The sequence below is a fragment of the Metamycoplasma auris genome (genome assembly GCF_003253435.1).
In the GTDB taxonomy this organism is placed as follows: Bacteria; Bacillota_I; Bacilli_A; order Mycoplasmatales; family Metamycoplasmataceae; genus Metamycoplasma; species Metamycoplasma auris.
This window is the reverse complement of record NZ_QKUB01000019.1, coordinates 1-3,490: the sequence shown is the minus strand read 5'-3', so window position 1 is coordinate 3,490 and position 3,490 is coordinate 1. Positions and strand designations below refer to the sequence as shown.

The window sequence follows — 3,490 nt, the reverse complement described above, 5'->3', positions numbered from 1 at the left end:
AAAAACTTATATTTTTTTCCAAAAAACCCCGATAAAATATATATGTAATTGTTTTTAAATTAGTACACCACTTATTTTTGAACATCGCCAAAATATATCACCACTAAGATCGATATATTTTGCTTAATTCTTTTTGGTATTTATTTTATTTAAATATATATTTAGTATGTGAGATGCTGGCTAATTCTTATTTTAATTTATAAAAATATCTTTCTATATGCTTTAAAAAAATTCGACTATTCATGATTTGTTTGTAGATTTAATTATGAATAGTGCAATATATTTTTTTATTAATAATGAAAATAAAATTTTTATCTTTTAAATATAGTCTTTCTAAGTTAAAAACTAATTTTTATATAAATAATATTTTTGAGCTGTACAATTTCTTACTAGAGTAAAACAGGTTCATATTTTTTAGAAAGAAATTCTCTATTTTTGCGCTATACAATTTCTTACTAGAGTAAAACTATATTTTTTAGTTGGATTATTAATAGCATTTTATATCCCAAAACTAAACAATGTATTTTAAATAGCACAATTAAAAAGAGAATTTTGCTTAAGATAAAAAATCTTTGTATTATAATTAAAAGGCTTTAAATAGCAATAAGTAGATTCATTTCTCACCTTAGTGATTTTTTGCTGGGTTTAGCTACACATAAAGATTTTTTATCTTGTAGTTTGGAGAAGTGGTCGAAGTCCACTTTTTTATTTATTTTTAAGGAGGAAGTTATACCAAAAGATAACTCAAACTTTGCAAATAGTCAAAGTAGAAGACCCAAATCAGAACATGTAATAAACAATGAAATTCCATACAAGAAGGTCTTTGTTTTAGGTCCTGAAAATGAAAAAATTGGGGTTTTAACAAAAGAAGAGGCACTAGAGCAAGCTAAAGAAAATAAAATGGATTTAGTTCTTATCTCAATTGAAAACAATAAGCCAATTGCAAGAATTATGGATTATGGTAAATTCAAGTATGATAAGAAAAAGAAACAAAAAATAATTAAGGAAAAACAATCAGTAACAATTAATCGTGAAATTAGATTAACACCATTAATTGGACAACATGACCTTGAAACTAAAGCCAAAAAAGCACGTGAATTTATCCATGATGGAAACCGTGTAAAGGTTTCAGTTAAATTTAGAGGAAGAGAACGTAGTCGTACTGAACTCGGTGAAGAAATCCTTAATAAATTCTTTGTTCTAGTTGAAGATATTGCAAAGATTACAAAAGAAGCTACTTTAGTTAATGATCGTTTTCTAGATATGTATATAGAAAAAGATAAGAAAAAAGTTGGCAATTCAAATAATAAAGATAACTAAACTTCCAAATAAACAAGGAGATATTAAAAAATGCCAAAAATGAAAACCAAAAGCGGTTTGAAAAAAAGAATCAAAATAACTTCAAGTGGTAAAGTAAAACGTGGTAATGCATACCGTTCACATTTAGCACAAAACAAGACCACAAAACAAAAACGTCAATCGCGTAAGTCATCAATGCTTTCAGCATCAGATTTCAAAAGATATAAAGAACTAATTTAATAAAGGTTATTGCGGAAGGAAATAAAATATGCGTACAAGAGGCGGAATAGTTACAAGAAGAAGACGTGCAAAATGAATTAAATTGGCTAAAGGCTACTGAGGACACAAATCAATTGGCTACAAAGTAGCAAAACAAGCCGTTGTTAAATCATGAACATATGCATTTAGAGATAGAAAGCAAGTAAAACGTGAATTTAGAAAATTATGAATTGCACGGATTAATGCAGCAGCAAGAACAAATGGAATTACATATTCAAGATTAATTGAAGGCTTAAAGAAAGCAAATATTAGTATTAATAGAAAAATGTTATCTGAGTTAGCAATTAATTATCCTGAATCATTTGCTTCAATTGTTGAATTAGCTAAAAAATAATTGCTTTTTATAATAAAAAAAATTAGACTTGATGTTAGAAGTCTAATTTTTTTTATTATTTTTTAAAGTCATTCTTTTCAAATTTATTTTTATCTATTTTTCATTTAGTACTTACAGCATCAAGAAATTTATAGTTTATTCCTTTAAACATTCCAGTTACATCTAGATTGGAATTTATTTCTCATTTACTTAGGTCATGTGAAAATGCAGATGCATCAGCAAACATCAAAGACATTTTTTTGACATTTTTAACATTCCATTTATCAATTTTTCCATTAAATTTTTCAGCTTCATGGAACATTGATTCCATGTCAAAAACATTTTTTGTATCCCAGTCATTTAAATCTTGATTGAATGCCTTTGTGCCAGCAAACATATCTCCCATTTGAGTTACATTTGATACATTTCATTTGTTTAATGGTTTATTAAATGCACCTGCTGCATCAAATAATCCAGACATGTTTCTAATATTCATAGTATTTCAGTCTGATATATCTTGATTAAAATTCTTAGCATTAGAAAACATTTCAGCAATACTTCTAATATTCTTAAGATCTCATAAATTAAGATTTTCAACTCTTTCTGATTCTAAATATTTAAATGCTTCATATAAGCTTTCAATTTTAAGTGGAAGCTGTTTTGGAACTTCGATAGTATGTTTAGGCAGAGTCTTAATTTTTACAGTTGTATTGTTTTTACCAAAGCCATTTTCTAATGAATATCCAATTTGCGTAATAACAATTTTTTTATTCATCTTATTTAAGGTGTCAAAGTTCTTTTCTTTATGTTCAATAATTTTTTTGCTATCATCATCTTTTAAATAATATTTGGTAGCAACAAAAGTATCCACTTTTCCTAGTTGAACATCAAATATATAATTTCCTAGTCTAAGAGTTATTTTATTTTTTCCACCATTTTCATCTTTTAATAAGTTTTTATTTGCATATCTTTTATGACGAAGTACTAAATTTTCTATTTTCTTTTCTTTAGCAAAAACATTAATCTGATCTAAAAAATCTTGTTGTGTGTGAAATGTTGCGAATGAATCTTTATATTCAGATACAATCTTTTTAATTTCATCCGCATTTTTAATATTTTGCATTATGGTTTCTTTAGTTTCTTCTACTTCTTTGTAATCATCATTATCTCTGCCAATGTCATATCCAGAAATACTATCATTTCATATTGAATCTCAAGTCTTTTTATCTTTATTGTTTTGAGATTCTGGTGAATTGTTAGGTGCATCACTTTGCGTTTTATCATCATCTTTCTTTTGTGATTTATTACATGATGCTGCAACAAGAGGAAGGAATAAAACTGAACTAAATAAACCAGAAAGAATTTTAATTTTTTTATTCATAATTTGATTTCCTTTCAATTCTCTCAATCACTTTAATTTTGTAATTTATTCTTAATTTTTTGCATGTAACTGTGGTGTTTATAAAATAAAGTGGAGTATAATAATGAGCATAATTTTAGCATATATATGCACAGTCCCCCAAAAACCGGACAAAAAAGTGGAGGATTTTTTCATGCAAAAATATACATATGAATTAAAGAAAGAAATTATTTTTGATT

4 protein-coding genes are annotated in these 3,490 nt (G+C 26.2%); 3 read left to right on the top strand and 1 reads right to left on the bottom strand.

What is annotated here, in order from left to right:
• Nucleotides 1–678 precede the first annotated feature (678 nt).
• The 3 genes from infC to rplT are packed head-to-tail and all read left to right on the top strand — an operon-like array spanning nucleotide 679 to nucleotide 1,912.
• Nucleotides 679–1,320 (top strand): translation initiation factor IF-3, encoded by a 642-nt coding sequence (gene infC, locus BCF89_RS03235; protein ID WP_277870064.1) that lies wholly within the window; start codon nucleotides 679–681, stop codon nucleotides 1,318–1,320.
• A gap of 30 nt (nucleotides 1,321–1,350) precedes the next feature.
• A complete protein-coding gene (gene rpmI / locus BCF89_RS03230) occupies nucleotides 1,351–1,539 on the top strand; it encodes a 50S ribosomal protein L35 (RefSeq protein WP_111518929.1) in 189 nt (62 codons plus the stop codon).
• A gap of 28 nt (nucleotides 1,540–1,567) precedes the next feature.
• Entirely contained in the window at nucleotides 1,568–1,912 is a 345-nt protein-coding gene (gene rplT / locus BCF89_RS03225; RefSeq protein ID WP_111518928.1) for a 50S ribosomal protein L20, read from the top strand.
• Between the two features lie 55 nt (nucleotides 1,913–1,967).
• Here rplT and BCF89_RS08730 read toward each other — a convergent pair whose 3' ends face one another.
• Nucleotides 1,968–3,272 carry a BspA family leucine-rich repeat surface protein gene (locus BCF89_RS08730; protein WP_111518927.1) on the bottom strand — a complete coding sequence of 435 codons (1,305 nt, stop codon included), beginning with the start codon at nucleotides 3,270–3,272 and terminating at the stop codon, nucleotides 1,968–1,970.
• Nucleotides 3,273–3,490: the final 218 nt, after the last annotated feature.